This window comes from Gracilibacillus salinarum (genome assembly GCF_022919575.1).
GTDB classification, from domain to species: Bacteria; Bacillota; Bacilli; order Bacillales; family Amphibacillaceae; genus Gracilibacillus; species Gracilibacillus salinarum.
In genome coordinates this window covers 119514-145089 of record NZ_CP095071.1, presented here as the reverse complement: position 1 = coordinate 145089, position 25576 = coordinate 119514, and the positions used below count along the sequence as shown (strand labels likewise).

The window sequence follows — 25576 nt, the reverse complement described above, 5'->3', positions numbered from 1 at the left end:
AATGTGCTGAGATATCGCTCCGTCCAACCACTCCACGTCCTGCGGGGCCTATTTCCAGAGCTTTGCTTAGTATATTAAAAATGTCAAAATGATCCACTCGGAATAAAGAGTTCTCCTGATTATTAGATTCCTGCTTTGTCGCTATCTGAATTAAAGTTACTTCACAGTATATCCATACTTCACATAAAAAGCCGAACATTACACGACTCTTGATTGATGAGAATTCGTGTTATGTTCGGCTTTGCATTAGCTAAGATTCTTTCGTCTCAGCATCTTTGTCATATAAGTCCCATCCCTATTTCAAGATGAGAAATTTCTTTTGAATCTTTTTGTTACTGGACTTGCTTTCGTTTCTTCACTTTCTGTTAAGACGGTTTCTTCACTAAAACGCTGATAATTAACATGACGGGCAATATTATTTAATATCCCCATAGAAAATAGTAATACCAGTAAGGAAGAGCCACCATAACTGACAAATGGTAACGTAACACCTGTAATAGGTAATAAACCGGAGATCGCACCTAAGTTAATACAGGCCTGGATTCCAACCATAGAGGATATTCCTATCGCTAACAGGCTCCCAAAAGGGTTTTCGCATTTCTTTGCAATAAATAGTCCTCTTAAGACAATGACGCTAAGCGCTGCAAGGACAAACAGGACACCAAATGCACCTAATTCTTCTGCAACGACCGCCATTATAAAATCACTTTCTGCCTGCGTTAAATAGCCAAGCTTTTGAATACCTTGTCCAATTCCCAGACCGGATACTCCACCGGTACCAATGGCTATGTAAGATTGTATCAATTGATATCCACTATCATCTGGATCTTCAAACGGTTGATAAGCACCAGTGAATCGAGAAATCTTTTCATCCGTTGACATTTGTACACCTACTGCAACTAATACGAGCAAACCAATAAGCATCAGCAAGGACAAGTGCTTGAACTTAATTCCTGAACTGAATATGATCGTGCAGGCAATAGCGAAGACAATCGCTGCAGTCCCCACATCCGGCTGCATAATAATTAATCCAAGTAATGCACAAGTAATCACTAGTGGTGGTAATACCCCTTTAAAGAAATCACCGATATAAGCTAATTTTTTAGTGTAAATAGAGGATAGGTAGATAATCAAGCCTATTTTCACAAATTCAGCGGGCTGAATGGAAAAAGGTCCGATTATAATCCATGATTTGGATGAATTAAGCGTCGCCCCCATAAATTCAACGGCGAATAATGCCAGAAACATAATCAGAACAATCCATTTGGAAAGCTTCTGATAAAACGTATATTTAAAATAGCTGGCAAACACAAATACTACCAAGCCCAGAACGAGCCATATCCCTTGTTTTAGTGCCATATAGTAGGCTGGATCATCCTTCATAACCGATGTGACCATACTCGCACTGTAAATCATCACAATACCAAAGCACGCCAGTACAATTGGTGACAGCATTAACAGAAAATCAAATGTTTTCTTTTTTTGTTTCATAAACAGATACCTCGGAATCTAGTATATTGTTCAAACTTATTCTATCATAATATCATGTATGATTAATATAGGACATTATAAATAGGAGAAGCAAGCTAGTAAAACAAAAACCTTGCCTATGATGGGGCAAAGTTTTCAGTTATCGTCTATAATGTTGTTGTGACGCCTCATGCAGTACATTCAGCTGCTTTTCCAGATTATCTAAGAGCACTTTACCATCCTCTTCCCTAATCAGTTCCAGGCGGACAGCGAAATCTATTTCTTTTGATAAACCAAACATTTGTGTATCAAGTACTTCTTCATATAAAGGGCACTGTGGCATCGTTAAGTTATCTATTTGAACTTTAATTAATTGCAATATTTTATCCGCATCAGCCTTCAAAATTGCATAGGCTTGCTCTTCTTTACTTACAGCCACTTCAGGTATCAACTCAAATCCCCTCCGTATTCATACTTCTATTAGTAATAATACCTTGATCCTAGCAAAAATGCAAGATAGGACACTAGTTAACAAGTTTAATATTATGTATATGTACGAGCAAGATGAATATTTATATAAGATTTTGTAATGATCGGTTCATTTCCTTTATAAAACAGTCAGATCCTATCGTAATTTTTGATCCCTTTGTTTCTATCCGCACCTTGATAAATGCATTTTCTCCAATTGTCTGCTATCCTTAATAGTAACGCAACAATGAATGAGGTGAGAATGAGTGATTATACAAATTAAAGGAAAAGTAAAGTACCCGATTACGTTAGATCCGAGTGTCTGGATTTTTGATGACAGAAAAGTAAAGTTAGAGAATGCGTTTTCGGAAACGTCTGAGGAAGAAAATAAGGTAGAATCAGGAAGTAAATTAAATAAGCCCCCTGTGAATCACAGTGTAAAAAAATACAATAAAAAAGAATTGTTGGCTTATTCGTATGTTATGCCTATTCGTGAATTTGTGGAAAATGCCGAAATAAATGAAAGCGCCACGCAAGTAAATATCATTACAACGGAGGATACATATACTATTTCTGCGGAAACTTTATTAGCTTCGTTTTTATTGTTCTCTATTGATGGCAAACAGATTAAAGAAGACGGTCCTGCCCATTTGTATTATGGTGATGGGTCCAATCAGGAAAACCCTGTAAAAGCTATTCAAGCAATAGAATTTATCTAAAAGCCTTCAGTCAAAATCAGATGTAAAAGTACTGATTGGTTATCAAGCAATATTTTTTAATTTCAGACGTTTTGTCAAAACAGCAGTAAAAAACTTTTGAACCCTTCTTTTTTTCTCATGAGTATATTTTTTTGAATTAGACAAAAAATATACATAGGAAAAGGAGGGTTTTAAAAATGAAATATCTGATTTTTATCTGTTTCAGCCTCGTTTTACTTGGTTGTCAACAAGATGTACAAGATAACGATTTAGCTCAAAATACAGATGATCTTGGTGCTGTTCAAGTTAAAAACTCTGATCCAACGCCTAGCGATGATATGGATAATCAGGAAAAAGCGCAATATTTAGCAAATATAGCGAGCCAAGTTCCGAATGTCAATGATGCAACCGCCTTGATAACGAACCGTGGGGTGATCGTCAGTATTGATGTAGATGAAGATCTTGATCGTTCTCGGGTTGGTACAATTAAATATGCCGTTCTCGAAGCGTTAGAACACGATCCATACGGTAGAAAAGCTATAATCATTGCAGATGCTGATGTATTTAAACGACTACAGGCAATGGGAGAAAAAATACAAGAGGGCCATCCTATTGAGGCATTTACCGAAGAGATAGCAAATATTACCGGTCGCTGGATGCCTGAACTACCGTTAAATGAAAAGCAAACGGAAAACATCGATCAGAATAAACAGATTATGGAAGACCAAGAAAAACAGGAAATGGAAGAAATTAATGATGAACAATCCAATCATCAGAAGGATTAATATATGCAAGCCAGCGACTGAGCGGCATCGACTGAGATAAAGGAATCACGGTGAGCAAGTGATGCCGATGCAGGAAGTCGCCTAGATTACGGGCGCTGAAGCTGGACACGGCTGTTCCTGTCAAAAAGTGTACGAATCTAAAAAATTTAAACTTTCTATACTCATCAGAAAAACTCGACATTCGCCTCGTCTATTAGCGAGTGTCGAATTTTTTATTCTAAATTCACTACGTCACGCTAACATTTTTGCAGTTAAAAAGAAGCACCCTGCACGCCACAGTGCAGGGTGTTTCTTTTATTGAAAACGACCTCTTATTGTTTTACTTTATTATAATAATCGACGCCAAACTGAGATCCTTCTGCAACCATATCTGCATTTTCTAATTGATCTTTACCAGGATCACCAGCTTCCTCAATCGGTAAGTCCGTATTTTCTGTATTCAAATAATCTTTAACACCTGACCATTTATCCATGAGCATTGTCCGCTTATCCTTATCCATTAACATATAAGAAATAGTAGCTACTCCAGCTGCTGCACCAACCATCCCGATCATATTTCGTTTTTGCATCATTATCATCCTTTCGTGTATTCTTAGTATAGCTATACCCTTAGTATCACCAGTCAAACATTTATTATGACCTATGGTAAATACCAAATTTATGTTACAATTATAGTAATGAAATTATTTTCATGACTTAGAGGTGAGACAATGCGAGTAAAATGTGTCATATGTGATAAAATAAATAAAATAGATAACGATTGCCCACAAGCCAAAAAATTGCGCAACCGCCTAATCCACACTTACCTATGTCCAGAGTGTGATAAACGAATAGAAGAAAATACAATGAAGCGGCATAAAACAGGAAATTTTAAATTATACCGAAAAAAAGAAGTACAAGACCAGTATTTATCCTAATTATAAAAAAAGCTGAACAATTGCTCATTGTTCAGCTTTTTTTTGATTATTATGTTTTCGTTCTTGAAATAACCTTAATCGATAAACCCCCATGACCACAGCTATGATAAATAAACTTTCAGCCAGTGGTAAGTTTAAGCCAAAAATTAAAGTTAAAAAGAACATACCAACAAATAATAAAATATAGATGATGAATGATTGTAGAGGTGATAATTTCTTGGCAAATCCAAATTTATAAGCTAATATTGCCAGAACAACTACGGTCAAGTACAAGAAGAAAAAACCTCTAATTATACTAGCCATTTCTGTTTCATTTGCTATATTAACCTGCCCACCCAGATCCTTCATAAAAAAATCCGCAACTGGCCATAAATTATTCGGTACCTCTATTACAGTTCCTGATTGCATATGTAACCTCCAAAAATATACATTCAAACAAATCTATTATACTTTAAACGACAGATAAATACAATTTCATAATAAATTATGATATGCTGTTTATAGCGATATTTTAATTGAGGTGACATGATGAAATTCCAGCTATCCAAATTTTTACTAGCGTTAACAGTAATCTTGTGCTTCAGCGCAGCTGGTGTCGGCATTGCGTTAAGAAGTGCTTGGTTTATTCTAATTGCCCTATTAGCAGGGTTTGCAGTGATGGGCTTTGGTATATCCTTAAAGAAACGAGAAGCAAGTTAACATACTAGCATTTATTCACTGCTAGTATGTTTTTATTTTAATTCAATGTAATCAGACAATAGCCGCTCTGTAATCTGATTATTACAAGTCAGAATCGTGTTTTTCTCCAGCAAATTTACCGGCTGTTGGTTGGCTTGCATGGTGACCCCACCAACTTCGTTTACAAGAATCATACCCGCAGCAAAATCCCAAGGTGCCAGTCGCATGGTTAAGTAGGCATCAATAATCCCTTCAGCTACGAAGGCAAATTCTAATGCGGCAGAACCATATGACCTCGCGCCTCTGCTATCAAGCACTAACTGCTGTACCTTTTGTTCATTAATTCTTTGATTTTTACAAGCTAATGAGCTATTCATCGCGATAATGCTCGTTTCTAGCGTGACATCTTTACTTAGAGATGGCAACCGCTTATCGTCTTTAAACGCCCCTTCCCCTCTCTTCGCACTATATAATACGTCTTCCATAACATTATAAATGAGACCAATTTCACCAACACCTTCAAAGAAAATGCCTATGGATATAGCAAAATTACGTTTCTGATGGACAAAATTCATCGTTCCATCAATTGGATCAATAATCCACACTGTTCCGTCTAAATTCTCTATTTTGTCACCATATCCTTCTTCCCCTACAATCTTATGGTCCGGGTATGTATTCCGAATCTGTTGAGCAAAATATTGTTCAGTAGAACGATCCACTTCTGTAACCAAGTCATTTGCGTTAGATTTTGTATCAATTTGATACTGATCATCTATCTGATTACGAATAGAAGCACCTGCTTCGTAAATCCAACTTGTTGCATGTTTATATATTTCTTGTCGAAGGGCTGTATTCATAAGCCATCCTCCATTCCAAATAATGTACTTCTATTTTAGCAAATTTTCTGTGTATTTAAAAACCTAGTGTATTCCTTTGCAATTACATAATAATTAGTATAAACTAATAATGATAATAATTAGAATAGAAAGGTGAAAATTTATGACGTTCCGTGGATTTAGCAAAACAGATTTTGCAACATTTCAATTAGAAGGTCTTGAAGAAAGAATGGAAGCAATACAAGACCGTATTCAGCCAAAGTTTAGATATATATACGAAGCGATAGAAGAAGATTTAAGGTCGATAGCCGGGCATGATATGCACCTCCATATCGCCAGACATGCAAGACGAACCGTAAATCCACCAAAAGACACGTGGTCAGCCTATTGTCATGATAAAAGAGGATATAAGAAACATCCACATTTCCAAGTAGGATTATGGGACGACCATGTATTTATTTGGTTAGCCTTTATTTATGAGTTGCCCCACAAACAACAAATAGCTGAGAAATTCTTACAGGAGATAACGGATATCGAAAATACTGTACCAGATCATTTTGATATTTCGCTTGATCATATGAAAAACGAAGCAGCCAAACTTAGTGAAGTTGATTTACAAGATGGTTTAGAACGATTCAAAAAAGTAAAAAAAGGTGAATTCCTAATTGGCAGACGTATCGATGCTAATGATCCATTGCTTCAGGATGGTGATGCGTTTATAGAAACAGTTCGTGATACAATCCATACGCTTGCACCACTTTATCGTTCGTCCATGAATGTATAGAAAAAGCAGAACCCCTCTGTGCTCCTGCACTTGAGGGGTTAGTCTTTACATTTTAATGGTATCCTGATTACCAAGATCTTTCGCTTTTTTAATGACACGAAAAGGTGTATATCCTGACTGCTTTTCAAATTGCTTATCTAATTGTTTCTCTTCACTTTTTGAAGGAACAATTTGCTTATAACGATTATACGCTGCTACCAGATCTTGTTTTTGAACACCTTTTTCATATGCTTTTTCAATTAAGGAAAAATAATTGACGACATCTACAATTTCTTCTGTCGTCCAGGTTTCATCAATAGGATAACTGTAATTCATTACAAACACCTCTTTATTAGCTTCGTTCGTATTTTAACATGTACGTTAAGGAAAGTATAGCTAAATAGCTAGCTATTCATCGTTTGATTTGCTATAATACCTTGTGCTTTCAATTTCAACCGGTAAAGGAGTTTCGATGACAGGCATGAATCAATTAGATACACCACTTTTTAGTGGATTAATACAACATATTAGAAACAATCCTGCAGCTTTTCATATTCCAGGTCATAAAGGCGGCAAAGGTATTGACCCTGAATTCCTTGAGTTCATTGGTCCTAATGCTTTAGCTATCGACTTAATTAATATCGAACCTTTAGACGATCTGCATCATCCTAAAGGAATGATAAAAGATGCACAAGATTTAGCGGCAAAAGCCTTTGGTGCTGATCATACTTTCTTCTCTGTTCAAGGAACCAGTGGTGCGATTATGACGATGATCTTAAGTGTTTGTGAACCTGGTGATAAAATTATTGTACCTAGAAATATTCATAAATCGGTGACTTCAGCTTTAATTTTTTCAGGAGCAATTCCAATCTTTATCCACCCTGAAATTGATCATCAGCTTGGTATTTCACACGGTATTACTCCAAATGCCGTTAGCAAAGCATTGCATGCACATCCTGATGCAAAAGCAGTATTAGTTATTAATCCTACTTATTTCGGTATTTCAGCTGATCTTAAGGAAATTGTTCGAATATCACACGATCATCACATACCTGTTCTCGTCGATGAAGCGCATGGTGTACATATTCATTTTCATGAGAAGCTTCCACTGTCTGCTATGCAAGCAGGTGCTGATATGGCTGCTACTAGTGTTCATAAATTAGGTGGCTCCATGACGCAAAGCTCTGTCTTAAATGTCAGAGAAGGACTTATCAATCATGAAAGAGTACAAACTGTCATGTCCATGTTAACAACCACATCGACTTCTTATATATTGCTTGCTTCATTAGATGTTGCAAGGAAGAGATTATATCAGTATGGCAAACAGTTGTTACACGACGTTCTCCATTTAGCTGCGTATACAAGGAACAGCATAAATCAAATGGAGAACCTTTATTGTCCCGGTGAAGAAATTTTAGGAACAGTGGCAACCTATGATTTTGATCCGACTAAGATCATTATATCGGTAAAAGATTTAGGTATTACCGGACATGATGCAGAAGTCTGGTTACGGAATCATTACAACATTGAAGTAGAACTATCGGACATGTACAATATTTTATGCATTTTAACTACTGCTGATACCGAAGAAGATGTCAATTATTTATTACAAGCATTATCTGCTTTAACAAAGTCTTTTAGTCAGACAGCAAATGAACGGGCAGTACATGTTTCGATTCCTGAAATTCCGCTCTTAGCCGTAAGTCCGCGAGAAGCATTCTATGCGGATTATGAAATTATACCACTTGCTGAATCAGCAGGCAGAATAAGTGCGGAGTCAATCATGATCTACCCACCAGGGATTCCAATCTTTATCCCAGGTGAAATCATTTCAGAAGACAATTTAGCGTATATATTCAAAAATGTTGCATCGGGGCTACCTGTTCAAGGCTTGCAGGATGAAACGCTAACTACTATTCGAGTGTTAAAAGAACGCGTTGCATTTAAATAGTTCATAGCATTATAGTAATTTCTCACACACTTTTACCCATCTTCATTACTTTTATATGACAAAAACGGTTCTGATATATAGCATTTGCTAATCAGAACCGTTTTATTGTTATTCCGGTAATTGAATTGTTTCTGGATCTGCCATTTCATATCCTTTGTCACGTAAACCTGTCACAATATCTTTTAGTGCTGCTGCTGTCCAATCTCTATCATGCATTAAGAGAATAGCACCAGGTTTTAGCAAAGAATAATCAATGTCTATTTCCGGAGCTTCACCAGATACCATCGCCTTCGTCAATTTTTCCTGATCCATGTATGGTTCAAAATAGTCGTAACCGTAAGTCCAATTCATTAATAACATACCTTGTTCTTTTACATATTGCTTGGCAAAATCCGTATTGTCACCATGAGGAGCTCTAAAGAATTTAGGTTTCTCTCCAATGATTTCTTCTATTAATTGGCTCAGTTCAAGAATTTCTGTTTTCTGCTTTTCTTCTTTCACCACTGATAACTGTTGATGATTATATGTATGGTTCCCTATTGTAAATCCCATTTCATAAATTTGTTTTAATTCATTCTTTCCTTCCTCTGATTCAAGAAAATGACCATTGACAAAAAAGATAGCGGGAGCATCCAATTCTTTCAAAGTTTTAGCCATTTCCACCGCATGTTCTTCTGGTACGTCATCAATAGTGAGCAACACTACTTTTTCATTAGTACTTTCTTTAATTGGCTCTAAGCTCCAATTATCTGTTATTCTATAAAGAGTTTCTTTTGGCTGTTCTTCTTCTTTTTCTACTTCCTCAGTATCTTCACTTGTACTTTCTGAGTTGCTTTCATTTTCATCAGTAGCTTCCTCATTTGAGGTTTGTTGCGAGTCATCTTCGGTATCATCACCGTTAGCGCTATCTGATTGATTCCCTGCCTCGACAGCTTGGTCTTCTCCCTCTTCATTTTCACTACTTGTCTGATTTTGATCATCACCACAAGCTACGATAAATAGCAATAAACCGAATAGCATAATTGTTATGTATTTTTTTAACACATTTTGTTCCTCCTTTAACATAGTGATTGTCCACTCCTTTATTCTAACCCAAAAAGCACCTGGGATTGAACCGAAATGTTTAGTTTTACAAAAATAAGGAAAATAGTATGAGGTAATCCCGCCCAGTCCTAATTAACTTAATTAATAAACCACTTCTTATAATATGGATTATGTCAACAAAGGCTGTATTGCAGAATGATCATTTTGATATATTTTATCTGCTTAGCAAAGCTCCAGAAATAGGCTCCGCGTCCTGTGGGCACGGCTTCAGCTAACTTAGAAAAGAAAATTCTTTTCTTCCCTAAGTGGATCTTCAGCTCGCGCTGATTCCACGGGAGTCTCCGCCTATTTCCTACGCTTTAGGGAAGTTCTACAACCATTAAAATAGCTATAAGCAGTTGTGCTAGGTATTATAAATCATCAAAAACGGTGGCTAATCCATGCAGGTAACGGTCCATATCCTTCCTGTCAAATTAGTTGTAGAGCATCATACTAGCGCAGGCCAACCACGTAGACTCCCGCGGGACAGGCAGGCGCTGAAGATCCACTTTGTGAAGCGCCCTTCTTCACAAAGTTAGCTTCAGCCGTGCCCCGCAGGACGCGAAGTGGTTGGCTGGAGCGGTGTCATAGCACACATAATATTTCAAAATCACCACTAAGCTGCTAGTTAACATAATCCATATTATAGGAACTAAACTTCATGTTCAATATTTTACTGCTGTGACTGCACTTTTTTCCTTTCTTGGCTCATAAAAAAGAGCCTGCAACATTGCAGACTCTTTTCATTTTTATTTATTTGGTAATATGGATTGGTGTACCCATTGCAACTTCCGCTGCTTCCATTGTGATTTCACCTAATGTAGGGTGAGCATGGATTGTTAAAGCTAAGTCTTCAACTGTCATACCAGCTTCGATTGCAAGACCAACTTCAGCAACCATATCACTAGCATTTGGACCAGCAATTTGACCACCGATAATTAATCCGTCATTTTTGCGAGTGATCAGTTTAAGGAAACCTTCACCAGCATTTAAGGAAAGTGCACGACCATTAGCTGCGAATGGGAATTTAGAAGCTGCTACATCATAACCAGCTTCTTTCGCCTCTTCCTCATTGTAACCTACTGTTGCTAATTCCGGATCAGAGAAAACTACTGCTGGAATAGCTAGATAGTCGATTACAGAATTTTCACCAGCGATAACTTCTGCTGCAACTTTACCTTCGTAAGATGCTTTGTGCGCAAGTGGAGGTCCAGCTACAATATCACCAATTGCAAAAATGCTATCAACATTTGTTCGGCACTGATCGTCGATATTGATTAGACCTTTGTCCGTCATATCAATACCAACTTGCTCAAGACCTAATTCATCTGTATTTGGCTTACGACCAACTGTTACTAATACATAATCCGCGTCAACCGTTTCTTCCTTACCATTGGCTTCATATGATACTTTCACGCCATCTTTCGTTTCTTCTACACCTTTAGCCATTGCTTCAGTTACAATAGTAACGCCTTTGCTCTTAAGCTTTTTCTTCACAAGGGCACTCATTTGTTTTTCGAATCCACCAAGAATATCTTTCATACCTTCAAGAATCGTTACTTCTGTACCGAAGTTAGCATATGCAGTACCTAACTCTGTACCTACATATCCACCACCGATTACAACAAGCTTCTTAGGAATATCTTTTAGATTAAGAGCGCCTGTTGAATCAAGGACACGATCAGAGTATTTGAAAGTTGGTAACTCAATTGGACGAGAACCTGTTGCAATAATACAATGCTTGAATGTGTAAGTTTGTGAATTTTTGTCATCCATTACCTTCACAGTATTTTTGTCAACAAAGTAAACTTCGCCTTGTACAAGATCGATTTTGTTGGCTTTTAATAAACCAGATACACCACCGGTTAATTTATTGACAACAGTACCTTTCCATTCTTGTACTTTTGAGAAATCTACTGAAACATTTTCAGTTTTGATTCCTAATGCTTCATCACCATGGGCATGTTCTGCTTTGTGACTAGCTTCAATTAAGGCTTTTGAAGGAATACAGCCTACGTTTAAACATACGCCACCTACATTACCTTTTTCTACAACTGTTACTTTTTGACCTGTCTGTGCAGCACGAATTGCGGCAACATATCCCCCAGGTCCTGCTCCAACTACAAGCGTATCTAATTCAACTGGAAAATCTCCAACTACCATTTATTACCCCTCCATCATAATTAATTGTGGGTCTGCTAATAGACGTTTGATTTGATTCATTGCCATTTGTGCTGTAGCACCATCAACAATACGGTGATCGAAGCTTAATGATAATGCAAGTACAGGTGCTACGACAATTTCACCATCACGAACAACCGGTTTTTCAGCAATACGACCAATACCTAGAATAGCTGCTTCCGGGTAATTAATTACAGGTGTAAACCATTGTCCACCAGCTGATCCGATGTTAGAAATAGTACAAGATGCACCTTTCATTTCATTCGGAGCAAGTTTCCCTTCTCTTGCTTTACCAGCTAATTCATTAATTTCACTAGAGATACCGAAAATGGATTTAGCATCTGCATTTTTTACTACTGGTACTAACAGACCTTTTTCTGTATCTGCAGCAATACCAATATTATAGTAATGTTTGCTGACGATTTCATCTGTTTCATCATCAATAGATGCATTTAAAATTGGATATTTGTTTAAAGCAGAAACTAATGCTTTTACTACATATGGTAAATAAGTAAGTTTTACATCTTGTTCTGCTGCAACTGGTTTAAACTTCTTACGGTGTGCAACTAACTCTGTTACATCGATTTCATCATGTAATGTAACGTGTGGCGCTTTATGTTTAGAATTAACCATTGCATTTGCGATTGCTTTACGAATACCACTCATTTTCTCACGAGTTTCAGGGAATTCTCCTGCTGGAGCTGCCGCTGATTGAGAAGATTGAGCTGCATCTGTTGATTCTGCTGCTGATTCTTGTGTATCAGCTTTTTGACCACCATTTAAGAAGGCGTCAATATCGTCTCTTAATACACGGTTATTTTTACCTGAGCCTTGGACTTCTGCAATATCCACATTGTTATCACGAGCATATTTACGAACAGAAGGCATCGCAATAACGCGGTTGTTTTCATCCTTAGCTGCTGGCTTTTGTTTTGTTTCACTGTCTGAGCTTGTATCTTTTTCTTCTTTTGCTTCTTCTTTAGGTGCTTCTTCCTTCTGTGAGTCATTATCATCAGAAGCCCCTTCATCTTCATAACCTTCAGCATCGATGGTAATGATTGTTTCACCAACTGTCGCTACAGAGCCTTCATCGAAATGAACCTCTTTAACCGTTCCGTCAACTGGAGATGGAATTTCCACGACAGCTTTGTCATTTTGCACTTCACAAATAACGTCGTCTTCTTTAATTTCTTCCCCAGCTTTTACAAACCACTTTACAATTTCACCTTCATGGATACCTTCACCAATGTCAGGCAATTTAAATTCAAAAGCCATTCAAATGACCTCCCGTCTCGTAATATTGTTTTAGAAATTGATGACTTTGTTTACTTTTTCGATAATATCGTTATAGTTTGGTAACCAAACTTCTTCTGCTTGTGTGAAAGCATATACTGTATCAGGAGCAGCAACTGTTAAGATCGGTGCTTCTAAGTGTAAAATTGCACGCTCTTGAATTTGAGCTACAACATAAGAAGCCATACCAGCTTGACGTTGTGCCTCTTGAACAAATACTACACGATTGGTTTTCTCAACAGATTTTATGATCGTCTCGAAATCAATTGGCATTACAGTTCGCAAGTCGATAACTTCTGCATCGATACCGTCTTTTTCTAGTTCTTCTGCTGCTTTAAGTGAAGATTGTACCATTGCACCGTAAGCAATTAATGTTACGTCGTTACCTTCACGTTTAATATTCGCTTTTCCTAATTCAAGCGTATACTCATCTTCAGGTACTTCTTCACGGAAAGAACGATATAGCTTCATGTGCTCTAAGAACACAACTGGGTCGTTATCGCGAATAGATTGAATTAATAAACCTTTTGCATCATACGGGCCAGAAGGAATAACTACCTTCATACCTGGCTGTTGCGCAATAAGTCCTTCTAATGAATCCGCGTGAAGTTCAGGCGTATGAACCCCGCCACCAAATGGTGAACGAATTGTCACCGGTGCATTCATTGTGTTACCAGAACGATAACGCAAACGTGCCATCTGACCGTTAATAGCATCCATAGCTTCGTATACGAAACCGAAGAATTGGATCTCAGGTACCGGACGGAAGCCTTGTGTAGCAAGTCCAAGTGAGATACCTGCAATGCCTGACTCTGCTAGCGGCGTATCAAATACACGGTCTTCACCGAATTCGTCCTGAAGTCCTTCCGTAGCACGGAATACCCCACCATTTTGACCAACGTCTTCACCGTATACAAGTACATTTTCATCATTTTTCAGTTCTGTTCTTAATGCATCAGTAATTGCTTGGATCATTGTCATTTGAGCCATGATTTACTTCGACTCCTTTGCTTTAAATTCTTCCATTTGTTCCTGCAAGTGAGCTGGAAGTTCTTCATACATGTTACCGATAAGATCCGTCACTTTTTGTTTTGGTTGTTCATCGGTTTTCTTAATTGCTGCTTTAATTTCTTCTTTTGCTTTATCGATTACTTCGTTTTCTTCTTCTTCAGACCATAAGCCTTTTTCTTCTAAGAATTTACGGAAACGAACGATTGGGTCTTTCTTCTCCCATTCGCTATCCATATCTTCGGTACGATAACGAGTTGGATCGTCACCAGCCATAGTGTGTGGACCATAGCGATATGTTAAAGTTTCGATTAATGTCGGACCTTCACCGTTGATTGCACGTTCTCTTGCTTCTTGCGTTGCAGCATAAACAGCAAGCACGTCCATTCCATCAACTTGAATACCTTCGATACCAGCAGCAACTGCTTTTTGTGCTAGTGTCTCAGCAGCAGTTTGTTTCTCAACTGGAACTGAAATTGCAAATTTATTATTTTGCACAACAAAAATAGCTGGAGCTTGATAAGCACCTGCAAAGTTAATACCTTCATAGAAGTCACCTTGGGAAGTACCACCATCACCTGTATAAGTAATCGCAACAGATTTGCTGCCGCGTTTTTTCATACCTAGTGCTACACCAGCTGCTTGTGTATACTGTGCACCAATAATAATTTGTGGACTTAATGCATTAACACCTTCTGGCATTTGGTTTCCATGATAATGACCACGGGAGAATAAGAATGCTTGGTATAGCGGAAGGCCATGCCAAATCAATTGTGGAACATCACGATACCCAGGTAAAATAAAATCTTCTTTCTCCAGAGCAAATTGTGTCCCTAGTTGAGAAGCCTCTTGTCCTGCAGTTGGTGCATAGAAACCTAAACGACCTTGACGGTTTAATGCAATAGAACGCTGATCAAGAATTCTTGTATACACCATACGATACATAATTTCTTTTAAATCTTCATCTGAGAGTTCAGGCATAGCATCTTCGTTAACGATCTTGCCGTCTTCATTCAGAATTTGAAACGTTTGGAACTGTTCTTCAATATTTTCAATTGTACGTTTCAACAGAATTCACCTCTTCCTTTCTCAATACCTAATTTAATTTATCAAAATTAGCTTTCCCAAAAGATTAAAAAATCTGTACCAAAGTCATTATTAATGCTTTACCCTTTTCGATCAATATTTAATCAGCTTATGTAATTAAAAACTGTTACATAAGATCCGGTAATTAATATTGGTACAATTTTGGCTCATATACAGTTTAGCTTATTGAAAGCAGTTGGTCAAACACTTTGCAATAATTAATAATATTTTCCTCAAGAACTATACAGGATGCTTTACCGCTAAAATGTAAGCGGTTTACATTGATCTGTTTCATTTTCTTTTAGCATCTGTACTATAAATTGTTTATTAAATAAGCGCATAAATCAACAATTAATTCATCTATTAAGATACATCGTTACTTCCATAACCAGGAAAAACCGTGCTATTAAATCGCACTAAATTCTAATTTACATATTATGAGAAGCCATTTCACGTAATTAAGCAAGAATACGTTTCACTTCTGCTAGATGTGTAAAGACATTTTTGAGCATTTTAGAGAAACCAGGCATATCCCGCCCGGACCTAATGACTTAATTAATAAACAACTTGCTATAATATGGATTATGTCTAGCCATTGCTAGCAGAGCATCCATATTGAGATATTTAATGTGCTAGAATACCGCTGGTTTTCACCTTTATATACGTTGCAGCAATAAGCACTAGTGCTTCGCATTAACCTCAATAATTCTCAGTTGGGACTGTACCTTTCATTCTTGACAAATAAAAAAGCCTTCGGAGTCCGAAAGCTTTACTCATATACTACATTTAATTCGACTGCATCATAAAAATTCTGTTTTAATTGATTGTATGTATCCGTTAATTCGTTAAAATTAGTATTGTGCTCCATAACTTTATCGTAAGATTGATTTACCGTTTCGATTTGACTACGGAGGTCTTCTTCTTTTAAATCTTCTTTCTTAAACAATTCGTATAATTTCTGATCTTGTTCCAATGAACTCACATATGCATCATGTAACTGCTGATAAGCTTCGTAGCGTTGTTCCATCGTATCTACAAGCTCTTGTGCTACTTTTTTCGGTTCTTCGTCTAAATCTTCTACATACTCTTTTACTTTTGTAAATTCTTCTTCTGCTTTGTTCATACTATCCAATTCTGTTTGTAACAATTGCTTACGTTCTTCAATGGTAGCAATTGCTTGATCTGATAGTGACGTAATTTTGTCCATTTCATCAGCTGACAGTTCGATGATTTGATTATACAAATCCTGTTCTTCCTGCTCCAAGGCTGAGAAAGGCTCTTGCTGTTCTGCGAATGGCTGCTCTAATTCTACTGTCTGTTCAAGGTGTTCGTACATGTCATTAGCAACTGAGTCTCCACTGCATCCTGCTAAAAACAATACAAGCAAGAAAGTAGCCAGTAATAATCTCCTCATATTCCCGAAATCCTCCTAAAAACAACATCATTGTTTAATAAGTCAATTCATTATAACATAAAATTACATATCATTTGTATAATTCTAAGAAATGAATATGCGAATTCTATATTTTTTATGCATTTTTCGATATGATAGTAATTACGAATATGATGAAAAGGAGCAATGCAATGATTACTATGGATGACATCGTCAGAGAAGGTAACCCGATCCTGACGAAATCAGCAGAAGAAGTAGCTTTACCCCCAACAAAAGAAGAAAAGGAAACGTTAGAAGAAATGCTGCAGTTCCTTCAGAACAGTCAGGACGATGAAATAGCAGAAAAATACGGATTGCGTGCAGGTGTTGGGTTAGCTGCACCACAGATCGGTATTTCAAAACGGATGATGGCCGTTCATTTTCAAGATTTCGATGAGAATGAATATAGCTATGGCCTGTTTAATCCCAAAATTGTAAGCCACTCTGTTGCGCTTACGTTTTTATCTGGTGGTGAAGGATGTTTATCAGTAGATAGAGAGGTCCCAGGTTATGTTCCTCGTTATCAAAAAATAACGGTAAAAGCAACAGATTTAGAAGGAAACGAAATCAAAATCAAATTAAGAGGCTATGCGGCGATTGTATTTCAGCATGAGATAGACCACTTAAACGGAGTCATGTTTTATGATCACATTAATAAACAGGATCCATTCTTTGTACCTGAGAATGCCAAAGCATGCGACCAGTAAAATAAGTAAACCCCGGTTCCGAACATTCAGAGACCGGGGTTTTTTATTATTTGATCAGTGAAAGCTTCCTCATCGCTTTACTTAAACCATCCTGATCAACATCGTCTGTCACAAGACTTGCTACATCTTTCACTTCCTGCACACCGTTACCCATGGCAACACCTGTGTGTACAGCGTCAATCATTTCTAAATCATTTAATCCATCACCAAATGCATACGTATCTTCCCAATCAATATTTAAGGCTTCGATGCATTCCTTGATTCCATTTGCTTTAGAACCGATACCAGGCAAGACATCACAAGAGAATGGATGCCATCTTACAAAGCGCAGATCGGGAAAATCAGCTTCATATTGAAACTGTTCCTCTGCTTCATTAAATACCAGTACCTGATAGATAGGATTATCTTGATAGTATTCAGTATCGACTAGCGGATGATCTAATTTAAGGCTTCCCATACTTTCAATAATATGAGGGTGGTCACTTACTGAAGAACGCATATCATCAACACTTTGGTATACAAGTGGATGGCCTTTCTTCACACTATAATTAGTTAATTCCGATAACAATTTATCTGAAATCGGATTCTGATAAATAACTTCTCCATTATGCACAGCATACTGTCCATTAAAGCTGATGTACGTATTTAGATTCAATTCTTTTAAAATATCCTGGATCATAAAAGGCGCTCGACCTGTAGCAATCGAAACAATAATACCTGATTCCTGAAGTTCAGCAATTGCAGCTTTTGAAGCTGGCGGTATTTGTTTGTCGTGGTCAAGGATGGTGCCGTCAATATCCAGGAACACAATTTTCTGTCCCAAAGTCATTCTCCTTTATTTTTATTTCTACACAAACACGCATCATTATATCATGAATAAAGTGAATAAGTATAATATTGAAAGTCAAAACTAAATAAAAGAACTAGCTGTAAGTATCATGAAAAACGGGTTTGGTTGAAAATATTTCATTTTTCTTAGCTTTTTTGTTTCAATATTTAGCAAATCATACTATACTATATAGTAATAGGGATTGGATCGGTTCGTTGAACACATGCTTTGCTTGTCTTTTCTATAATGCATAGGAAGGAGTTGGCAACACTTATGTTAAAACGTTTAAGAGAAAAATTAAAACGGCGCATGCGGGAAGTTTTACGGAAAAAACGTATACCAACTACAATAAATCGTTCTAGAGATTTTCAAAAGAATTCAAACAAACCATAGAATTGAAACATTACAAAGGAGAGATAACATGATCTATAAAGTACTATATCAAGAAAACGCTGCTGAAATACCTGTACGTGAACATACAAAAAGTCTGTATATCGAAGCGTCTTCTGAAAGAAAAGTAAGAGAATCGTTAAAAGATAAACAAATAAACATTGAATTTATCCAATTATTGAATGAGGCACATTTAAACTATGAACAACAATCACCTTTTTACAAATTGGAGCAAGCTTAACGTATGAAATTTGTAAAAAATGATCAGACTGCAGTTTTTGCATTAGGTGGTTTAGGTGAAATTGGGAAAAACACGTACGGTGTTCAATTTCAGGACGAAATCATCTTAATTGATGCAGGTATCAAATTCCCTGAAGATGAGTTATTGGGAATTGATTATGTAATACCTGACTACACCTACCTTGTGCAAAATCAGGACAAGATAAAAGGATTATTTATCACTCATGGTCACGAAGACCATATCGGTGGTATTCCTTATTTACTTCGCGAGATAAATGTGCCTATCTATGCAGGTAAATTAGCAATGGGACTAATTCGAAATAAATTGGATGAACATGGTCTTCTTCGTAAGGCAAAATTACACACTTATCAAGAAGATGATATTTTTAAATTCAGAAAAACAGCTGTGTCGTTCTTTAGAACAACGCACAGTATTCCCGATTCCTATGGTATTGTTGTGAAAACCCCTCCTGGTAACGTTGTGCATACCGGAGACTTTAAATTTGATTTTACACCGGTCGGAGAACCAGCCAACTTATCAAGAATGGCTGAAATCGGTAAAGAGGGTGTACTATGTCTGTTATCAGATAGTACAAACAGTGAAGTTCCCGGATTTACGTTATCTGAACGAGTAGTTGGTGACAGTATTAATGATATTTTCTCTAGAGTCGATGGCAGATTAATATTTGCTACGTTCGCATCCAATATTCACCGCTTGCAACAAGTCGTGGAAGCCGCCGTTAAACATAACCGTAAAATTGCCGTATTCGGCCGCAGTATGGAAGGTGCCATAAAAATAGGACAAGAACTTGGCTATATTCGTGCGCCAAAAAATACGTTTATTGAAGCACACCAAATTAATCAGCTTCCAGCTAACGAGGTGACCATCCTATGTACTGGTTCTCAAGGGGAACCAATGGCGGCATTATCAAGAATTGCTAATGGTACACACCGTCAAATTCAAATTATACCTGGTGACACGGTTGTATTCTCTTCTTCACCAATCCCTGGGAATACGCTAAGTGTCAGCCGAATTATCAATCAATTATATCGTGCAGGTGCAGAAGTCATTCACGGACCATTAAATGATATTCATACATCTGGCCACGGTGGACAACAAGAACAAAAATTAATGCTGCGTTTAATTAAACCTAAGTATTTTATGCCGATTCACGGGGAATATCGTATGTTGAAAGAACATACGAAACTGGCTGACAGTTGTGACATCCCGTTCAAAAACAGCTTTATCATGGATAATGGTGAAGTATTAGCATTAGGGAAAGATCACGCTGCAATTGCAGGAAAGATTCCTTCCGGTTCTGTCTATGTTGATGGCAGCGGTATTGGAGATATTGGTAATATCGTATTACGCGATCGACGAATCCTTTCTGAAGAAGGGCTTGTCATCGTCGTGGTCAGCATCAATATGAAGGAATTCCAAATCGCTTCCGGTCCGGATATTATTTCACGAGGTTTCGTGTATATGAGAGAATCCGAAGACTTAATTAACGAAGCGCAAAAGCTTGTGTCTAATCATTTGAACAAAGTTATGGAGCGTCGCACAACGCAATGGTCTGAGATTAAAAACGAAATCACCGATACCATCGCTCCATTCTTATACGACAAAACCAAAAGACGTCCAATGATCTTACCTATTATCATGGAAGTATAATATGAAGAGCAGTGAATTTAATTCACTGCTCTTTTTTGGTACTTATACTATGAATTATGTAATGCTTCCTTGCTGCCTTGTACCGAGGAAGCTTACTTCGGAGCAATGCTTGCAGACACAGGCACAAACAAAGTGGATCTTCAGCTCATACTGATCCCACGGGAGTCTCCGCCTATTTCCTACGTTTTAGAGAAGTTCTGCAATGGATGTAACACGTGCTAGGCACTGAAATTCATCAATTAAGGTGTAAATCTTGCAGATAGTGCTTTATATCCTAGCTGTCACATAAATTGTGGAGCTATAAATCAGCGTAGGTCAACCACGTAGACTCCCGCGGAACAGGCAGGTGCTGAAGATCCACTTTGTGAAGTGGTCTTCTTCACAAAGTTAGCTTCAGCCGTGCCCCGCAGGACGCGAAGTGGTTGGACGGAGCGGTATCCAAGCAGATGAGATATTTCAAAATGGCTACTAAGCTGTTAGTTAACATAATCCATTTTAAAGGAACCAAACTTCCAATTCAGCCTGATTACTTCTATGACTATACTTATATACTTTCTATACTTGTGATAAAAAATCCGGGATGTTACTCCCGGATTTTTTTACAATGAATAGATTAAGCTCAATCGTCTTCTACGACCAATTGTTTTTCGAATCTGGAGATGTCTTTATCTGCACCAATGACAATCAAAATATCGTCTTTTTCGATGTGTTGTGTTGCCATAGGTGAAACATTGATTCCTTTTTCGTCTGCCTCTTTAATGGCTACAACGTTACAACCGTATTGTGCACGGATATCAAGATCTATTAATGTCTTACCATGCATTTTCTCTCCCGCTTTTACCTCGACTATGCTGTGATCATCTGATAATTCAAGGTGATCAAGAATATTTGTGGAAATAATACTGTGGGCAATACGTTTCCCCATATCGCGCTCAGGATGCACAACATGATCTGCTCCAATCTTATTCAACACTTTTTCGTGATAATCGTTTTGTGCTTTTACTGTAATTTTCTTAATACCCAATTCTTTTAACATTAGTGTGGTCAAGATGCTTGCCTGAATGTCATCGCCAATGGCAACAATCACATGATCGATATTACGTATCCCCAATTCCTTTAACACATTCTCATCGGTAGTATCTGCAATAACTGCATGGGCAGCTATATTTCTAAATTCATTCACTTTATCTTCCTGCAAGTCGATCGCCAGCACATCCATTCCCTCCGCACTTAGTTCCCGGCAAATACTGCCGCCAAATCGACCTAATCCTATCACAGCAAATTCGCGTTTCATTAAGATTCCTCCAAGCTATGTAATCATACCTATTTTACCATACCAAATGAAAAAGAAAACCAGAAATGACTCTGGTTTTCTCCGTTCGCTTTATAAGGCATCTAACATTTCAAATTGTGATTTTACAAGGTCATAATATTCCCCACCATGTTTCATTAATTCATCATGGTTACCTTGCTCAAGAATCTTTCCATGTTCGAGTACAATAATGTTATCTGCTTCTCTGATCGTAGACAAGCGGTGAGCAATCATTATCGCGGTCCTGCCCTGTAATAACCGTTTTAGCGCTGTTTGAATCATGACCTCTGTTTCTGTATCAATACTTGCCGTTGCTTCATCCAGAATTAATATACGAGGATCTGCAAGTAATGCTCTGGCAAATGATAATAATTGTCTCTCACCTGCCGATAAGATGTTTCCTCGTTCCTCTACTTCTGTTTCATAGCCATTATTCAATCTTTTAATAAAATCATCTGCACCTACAACACGAGCTGCTTCCTTCACTTCTTCATCACTTGCGTCAGGACGACCAAAGCGAATGTTTTCCATTATTGTACCGGAGAAAATAAACGTATCTTGCAGTACAACGGAAATATTTGTCCGCAAACTGTCTAGTCTCATATCACGCAGGTCATGGCCATCGATTTTAACAGACCCTTGTGTTGGATCATAAAAACGACTGATTAAATTCGCGATTGTTGTTTTACCTGAACCAGTATGCCCAACTAGAGCGACCGTTTGGCCTGGCTTCATTTCCAAGGAAATCTCATGTAACGCGATTCGATCCTCATTATAGGCAAATTGTACATGATCAAAGACAATATGCCCTTTCATATCCTTGAATGTCTGTGCATTTTCTTTTTCTTTTACATTTGGTTGCTCATCCAGAAATTCGAATATTCGCTCTGAAGATGCCATTGCTACTAATAATTGATTATATATTTGACCAAGACGAGAGATTGGTTCCCAAAACATCCCTAAATAGAACGCGAAGGAAACAAAGATACCGATTTGAATACTGCCGTTAATAATTAGGTGTGCCCCGTAAGATATGAGAATAACCGTTCCGATTGCATTGCTCATTTCGACGAAAGGCCCAAAGTAGGCACTTTTTTTCATGGCAACACGTTCTTTTTCATAGTTATCACCATTGACACCATCGAAAAATTCCGTATTCTCTTTTTCCTGTGAAAACGACTGTGTAATCCGAATCCCTTGCATACTTTCGTTCAGGTGGGAGTTCAGACGTGATTTCTGGATACGTACATCTTGCCACGAACGTCGGATCGTACGTCTAAGCTTTGTTGAAATAAAGAACATGATAGGCAAAATAATTAATACTGCCAAAGCTAAAGGCGGACTAAGAACAAATAACATAACAATAATCCCTGTAAGCAGGACGATATCCATCAATAAATTAATAATCCCATTTGTAAACAGTTCCTGCAAGGAGTTCACATCATTCAGAATCCTTACTAGAATAGAACCAGCTGAACGGGAATCGAAGAAATTATGCGATAAACGTTGTACATGAGAGAATAGACTTTTTCGCAAATCGTGAATAACACGCTGTCCGAGAATATTCACCCATTTAATCCTGTATTTGTTTGCTATAAAACTGACAAGGTATAGAACAGAAATACCTATGATCAGATATGTAAGCAAACTGACATTTTGTTCTGTGATAGCTTTATCAATAACCCAGGTACCGATAATAACAGGTACGACAAGGCGTACTATTGTAGAAATCAGCATTACCGCAATCGCAGCAGGCATTAATGTTTTAACATACGGTTTTAAATAGTTTAACAGACGCAACATCTGCTTCCAGTTAAAAGGCTTTTCTACTGCCTGATCCAGCGGGTAGTAAAAGCGGTTCAAATGAGGACTTTTCTTTTTCGATTGATTTGCAGATATAGATTTCGCCATTTTCCTTCCTCCTTTTCTTTATTTAGTTGATTGTAACACCGTTTCTCGGTCTTGATATTGTATATCATAGATTCGACGATAAGCTCCATTTTGATGAATAAGTTGATCATGCGTTCCTCTTTCTACTATTTCACCTTCGTCTAATACAATAATTTCATCTGCGTGCTTCAATGAAGAAATTCGATGTGCGATAATAAAGGTCGTTCTGTCATCCATTACTTCTTTTAATGCTTTTTGAATGTTGAACTCTGTTTCCATATCAACAGCTGAGGTAGCATCATCCAGCACGAGGATGGAAGGATCGATCAAAATCGCACGTGCAATAGCAATCCGCTGCTTCTGACCACCGGAAAGACCCATACCCCGCTCTCCAAGTAATGTATCATAACCTTTTGGCATCTCCATTATAAAGTCATGAGCCTGTGCTCGTTTTGCTGCTGCAATAATCTCATCCATTGTTGCATCAGGATTTCCGTAAGAAATGTTTTCTTTAATCGTAGTAGAAAATAAGAACGATTCCTGTAATACAAAGCCGATATGCTTTCGCAATGATTGAAGCGTATAAGATGACGTAGGTCTGCCATCAACAAGAACCTCACCCTGATCTGGTTCATAAAATCTGGTGATCAGCTGGGTAATACTCGTCTTCCCTGCACCCGTAGGACCGATTAGCCCAATTACTTTTCCTTCTGGTGCGTCAAATGAAATATTTTTTAGTGCCGCATCATCATCCTCGATATAGGTTAATGACACGTTTTTAAACGTCACATGTCCCTGAATTTGTTCGGCTAATAGTGGATCTTCATCTTCCACAATATCTTCTCTTGCTTCTAAAATCTCTAACAATCGTTCTCCTGACGCTTTTGCCTGGGAGAATTGGTTTACGATAAAACCTAAGTGCATTAACGGCCCTAATATATAGGTAACTAAACTGAAGAAGGCAACTAATTCACCGAGCTGTAACGAACCATTAATAACCAAGTATCCCCCGTAAATCAATAGTGCTACCATCGAAATATTCCCGATGAATTCCATCAAAGGAAAATAACGCGACCAAATATTTGACGTAAAAATATTCACTTCTTTATAATTGGCATTATTCTTTGTAAAACGGTCGATTTCAAAATCTTCCTTGGATAGCGATTTAACTGTATTCATCCCACTGACATTTTCTTGTATTCTTGTGTTCAATCGTCCTAAAGATTTACGGACATTACGGAAAGCCGGATGAACTTTCTTATCGAATCGATAGACAACGATGGCTAAAAAAGGCATTGCGGCCATCGTAACTAATGCTAATGGTACAGAATAGAAGAACATGACACATAAAGCAATTGTGATTAATAAAGTGACTCGAATCAATTCTCTAAAACCTGCTGCCAGGAAAAACTTAAATCCTTCCACATCCATTGTAAGCCTTGACATTAAATCTCCTGTTCTAGCGTTGTCATAATAAGTGAACGAAAGCCTTTGCAATTTCTTATATAATGCATCGCGTAAAACATACACAGATTTAATTCCGAATAAGTCCCCTAAATACTGTTGCAGAAAATTAGCTATCCCTTTTATAATCATTAACCCAATAAACGTCACCGATAAAATCGGTATAAGCTGGTACTCCTGTCCTCTTACAACGTCATCAATCGTTTTCTGCAGAATGATCGGATAAGCGAGAGTAATAGCTGTAACGATTACAACGAATAATACGGACAGAAGAAAGAACCTTCGAAACGGCCAATAAAACTGTTTCAACTTCTTAAAGATTTCCATTTAGTTTGCACCCCCTAATTTTTTACGTATGTATAAATATAACGGCATCCGAAATAAATTTCCACCTTTTCGACTCAATTTCTTAAATTATTTTTT

General features: G+C 37.5%; 25 protein-coding genes. 9 read left to right on the top strand and 16 right to left on the bottom strand.

The window, feature by feature from the left end; translation table 11 throughout:
* Window positions 1-300 precede the first annotated feature (300 nt).
* Window positions 301-1491 (bottom strand): putative lipid II flippase FtsW, encoded by a 1191-nt coding sequence (gene ftsW / locus MUN87_RS00680; protein WP_244744663.1) that lies wholly within the window; start codon window positions 1489-1491, stop codon window positions 301-303.
* A gap of 139 nt (window positions 1492-1630) precedes the next feature.
* Complete coding sequence (locus MUN87_RS00675) at window positions 1631-1921, bottom strand: Fpa/YlaN family protein (RefSeq protein ID WP_439649639.1); 291 nt, start codon at window positions 1919-1921, stop codon at window positions 1631-1633.
* A gap of 283 nt (window positions 1922-2204) precedes the next feature.
* Here MUN87_RS00675 and MUN87_RS00670 point away from each other — a divergent pair, with 283 nt between their 5' ends.
* Complete coding sequence (locus MUN87_RS00670) at window positions 2205-2657, top strand: hypothetical protein (protein ID WP_244744652.1); 453 nt, start codon at window positions 2205-2207, stop codon at window positions 2655-2657.
* A gap of 176 nt (window positions 2658-2833) precedes the next feature.
* A complete protein-coding gene (locus tag MUN87_RS00665; protein ID WP_244744650.1) occupies window positions 2834-3421 on the top strand; it encodes a YhcN/YlaJ family sporulation lipoprotein in 588 nt (195 codons plus the stop codon).
* Window positions 3422-3732: 311 nt separating this feature from the next.
* Here the strand turns inward: MUN87_RS00665 and MUN87_RS00660 are convergent, their stop codons facing one another.
* Entirely contained in the window at window positions 3733-3993 is a 261-nt protein-coding gene (locus MUN87_RS00660) for a YbyB family protein (protein ID WP_244744637.1), read from the bottom strand.
* A gap of 138 nt (window positions 3994-4131) precedes the next feature.
* On the opposite strand from MUN87_RS00660, the gene MUN87_RS00655 reads away from it, so the two are divergent.
* Window positions 4132-4338, top strand: a complete 207-nt coding sequence (locus tag MUN87_RS00655) for a YlaI family protein (RefSeq protein ID WP_244744635.1) — start codon at window positions 4132-4134, stop codon at window positions 4336-4338.
* Window positions 4339-4362: 24 nt separating this feature from the next.
* Here MUN87_RS00655 and MUN87_RS00650 read toward each other — a convergent pair whose 3' ends face one another.
* Window positions 4363-4746: a YlaH-like family protein gene (locus MUN87_RS00650; RefSeq protein ID WP_244744632.1), complete on the bottom strand. Its 384-nt coding sequence runs from the start codon at window positions 4744-4746 to the stop codon at window positions 4363-4365.
* 117 nt (window positions 4747-4863) lie between these two features.
* On the opposite strand from MUN87_RS00650, the gene MUN87_RS00645 reads away from it, so the two are divergent.
* The gene (locus MUN87_RS00645) at window positions 4864-5037 is read left to right on the top strand and encodes a DUF5325 family protein (protein WP_244744629.1); all 174 of its coding nucleotides are present in this window, start codon (window positions 4864-4866) and stop codon (window positions 5035-5037) included.
* A gap of 32 nt (window positions 5038-5069) precedes the next feature.
* Here the strand turns inward: MUN87_RS00645 and MUN87_RS00640 are convergent, their stop codons facing one another.
* Window positions 5070-5873: an inositol monophosphatase family protein gene (locus tag MUN87_RS00640; RefSeq protein ID WP_244744612.1), complete on the bottom strand. Its 804-nt coding sequence runs from the start codon at window positions 5871-5873 to the stop codon at window positions 5070-5072.
* A gap of 142 nt (window positions 5874-6015) precedes the next feature.
* On the opposite strand from MUN87_RS00640, the gene MUN87_RS00635 reads away from it, so the two are divergent.
* A complete protein-coding gene (locus MUN87_RS00635) occupies window positions 6016-6636 on the top strand; it encodes a DUF1054 domain-containing protein (RefSeq protein WP_244744610.1) in 621 nt (206 codons plus the stop codon).
* Window positions 6637-6681: 45 nt separating this feature from the next.
* Here MUN87_RS00635 and MUN87_RS00630 read toward each other — a convergent pair whose 3' ends face one another.
* Window positions 6682-6951 (bottom strand): UPF0223 family protein, encoded by a 270-nt coding sequence (locus MUN87_RS00630; RefSeq protein ID WP_244744607.1) that lies wholly within the window; start codon window positions 6949-6951, stop codon window positions 6682-6684.
* 145 nt (window positions 6952-7096) lie between these two features.
* Here MUN87_RS00630 and MUN87_RS00625 point away from each other — a divergent pair, with 145 nt between their 5' ends.
* The gene (locus MUN87_RS00625) at window positions 7097-8566 is read left to right on the top strand and encodes an aminotransferase class I/II-fold pyridoxal phosphate-dependent enzyme (RefSeq protein WP_305037455.1); all 1470 of its coding nucleotides are present in this window, start codon (window positions 7097-7099) and stop codon (window positions 8564-8566) included.
* Between the two features lie 108 nt (window positions 8567-8674).
* Here MUN87_RS00625 and MUN87_RS00620 read toward each other — a convergent pair whose 3' ends face one another.
* The 6 genes from MUN87_RS00620 to MUN87_RS00595 form a co-directional block, all read right to left on the bottom strand.
* The gene (locus MUN87_RS00620) at window positions 8675-9610 is read right to left on the bottom strand and encodes a polysaccharide deacetylase family protein (RefSeq protein WP_244744596.1); all 936 of its coding nucleotides are present in this window, start codon (window positions 9608-9610) and stop codon (window positions 8675-8677) included.
* Window positions 9611-10402: 792 nt separating this feature from the next.
* The gene (lpdA, locus tag MUN87_RS00615) at window positions 10403-11812 is read right to left on the bottom strand and encodes a dihydrolipoyl dehydrogenase (RefSeq protein ID WP_244744593.1); all 1410 of its coding nucleotides are present in this window, start codon (window positions 11810-11812) and stop codon (window positions 10403-10405) included.
* Between the two features lie 3 nt (window positions 11813-11815).
* Complete coding sequence (locus MUN87_RS00610; RefSeq protein WP_244744583.1) at window positions 11816-13105, bottom strand: dihydrolipoamide acetyltransferase family protein; 1290 nt, start codon at window positions 13103-13105, stop codon at window positions 11816-11818.
* 30 nt (window positions 13106-13135) lie between these two features.
* Window positions 13136-14113 carry an alpha-ketoacid dehydrogenase subunit beta gene (locus MUN87_RS00605; RefSeq protein WP_244744581.1) on the bottom strand — a complete coding sequence of 326 codons (978 nt, stop codon included), beginning with the start codon at window positions 14111-14113 and terminating at the stop codon, window positions 13136-13138.
* 3 nt (window positions 14114-14116) lie between these two features.
* Window positions 14117-15199, bottom strand: coding sequence for a pyruvate dehydrogenase (acetyl-transferring) E1 component subunit alpha (gene pdhA, locus MUN87_RS00600; RefSeq protein WP_244744578.1), 1083 nt, complete (start codon window positions 15197-15199; stop codon window positions 14117-14119).
* 787 nt (window positions 15200-15986) lie between these two features.
* Window positions 15987-16631 carry a YkyA family protein gene (locus MUN87_RS00595; RefSeq protein WP_244744576.1) on the bottom strand — a complete coding sequence of 215 codons (645 nt, stop codon included), beginning with the start codon at window positions 16629-16631 and terminating at the stop codon, window positions 15987-15989.
* Window positions 16632-16801: 170 nt separating this feature from the next.
* Here MUN87_RS00595 and def point away from each other — a divergent pair, with 170 nt between their 5' ends.
* Window positions 16802-17356, top strand: a complete 555-nt coding sequence (def, locus tag MUN87_RS00590; protein WP_244744574.1) for a peptide deformylase — start codon at window positions 16802-16804, stop codon at window positions 17354-17356.
* Window positions 17357-17402: 46 nt separating this feature from the next.
* On the opposite strand, the gene MUN87_RS00585 is transcribed toward def, so the two are convergent.
* Window positions 17403-18179, bottom strand: coding sequence for a Cof-type HAD-IIB family hydrolase (locus MUN87_RS00585; RefSeq protein WP_244744555.1), 777 nt, complete (start codon window positions 18177-18179; stop codon window positions 17403-17405).
* Between the two features lie 427 nt (window positions 18180-18606).
* On the opposite strand from MUN87_RS00585, the gene MUN87_RS00580 reads away from it, so the two are divergent.
* A complete protein-coding gene (locus MUN87_RS00580) occupies window positions 18607-18816 on the top strand; it encodes a DNA-dependent RNA polymerase subunit epsilon (protein ID WP_244744553.1) in 210 nt (69 codons plus the stop codon).
* 3 nt (window positions 18817-18819) lie between these two features.
* Window positions 18820-20487, top strand: coding sequence for a ribonuclease J1 (rnjA, locus tag MUN87_RS00575; RefSeq protein ID WP_244744550.1), 1668 nt, complete (start codon window positions 18820-18822; stop codon window positions 20485-20487).
* A gap of 619 nt (window positions 20488-21106) precedes the next feature.
* Here rnjA and MUN87_RS00570 read toward each other — a convergent pair.
* The 3 genes from MUN87_RS00570 to MUN87_RS00560 form a co-directional block, all read right to left on the bottom strand.
* A complete protein-coding gene (locus MUN87_RS00570; protein ID WP_244717913.1) occupies window positions 21107-21781 on the bottom strand; it encodes a potassium channel family protein in 675 nt (224 codons plus the stop codon).
* 90 nt (window positions 21782-21871) lie between these two features.
* Complete coding sequence (locus tag MUN87_RS00565; protein ID WP_244744541.1) at window positions 21872-23710, bottom strand: ABC transporter ATP-binding protein; 1839 nt, start codon at window positions 23708-23710, stop codon at window positions 21872-21874.
* An 18-nt stretch (window positions 23711-23728) separates the two neighbouring features.
* Window positions 23729-25480, bottom strand: a complete 1752-nt coding sequence (locus tag MUN87_RS00560; RefSeq protein WP_244744534.1) for an ABC transporter ATP-binding protein — start codon at window positions 25478-25480, stop codon at window positions 23729-23731.
* Window positions 25481-25576 lie beyond the last annotated feature (96 nt).